Raw genomic sequence first — 565 nt, forward strand, 5'->3', positions numbered from 1 at the left:
CCTGAATTAGAAGGTTTAGATTTTATAAATACTATAAGACTTACAAAAGTTTTTAGAAGTGGAGATACTGTGTTAGAGCTTGCATATAAAGTTTTAAATCGTGAATTAATTGATTTTAGATTATATGATGAAAGACAATTAGAAAAACTAGTTTTACCACTTGTGGAACAGGGGTATCAAATTTTAACAAATACAAAAAAAATGACTAAGAAAATTAATTTAATAGTTCAAGCTAATAAGGATAAAATTACGAAGTGTTTTAATGATTATTGTTATGAAATCGGTGATAGAGTCATGATCATTGCTAATGATTCATCTAGAAGGGTTTATAATGGTGATACTGGTAAAATTGTTGATCATGATGATAAAGGTATTTTAATTCAATTGGATTTTGAAGATAGGCAAGTGTTTTATAGATATTTAGATACAGTTAATATTGTACCAGCTTATGCATTTACAGTTCATAAATCTCAAGGTAGTGAATATGAGAATGTGGCGGTATTTTTAGAAAGTCAGCCGAAATTAAATACTAATAATTTATTATATACAGGAATTACAAGAGCGA

1 protein-coding gene is annotated in these 565 nt (G+C 27.1%); it reads left to right on the plus strand.

Going from position 1 to position 565, the window contains the following annotated elements; genetic code table 11:
• Positions 1-565, plus strand: a 565-nt coding sequence (locus tag FE394_RS19760; RefSeq protein ID WP_319927999.1) for an ATP-binding domain-containing protein, incomplete at both ends; no start/stop codon positions are given.

The organism is Xenorhabdus littoralis (genome assembly GCF_033949345.1).
Taxonomy (GTDB): Bacteria; Pseudomonadota; Gammaproteobacteria; order Enterobacterales; family Enterobacteriaceae; genus Xenorhabdus; species Xenorhabdus littoralis.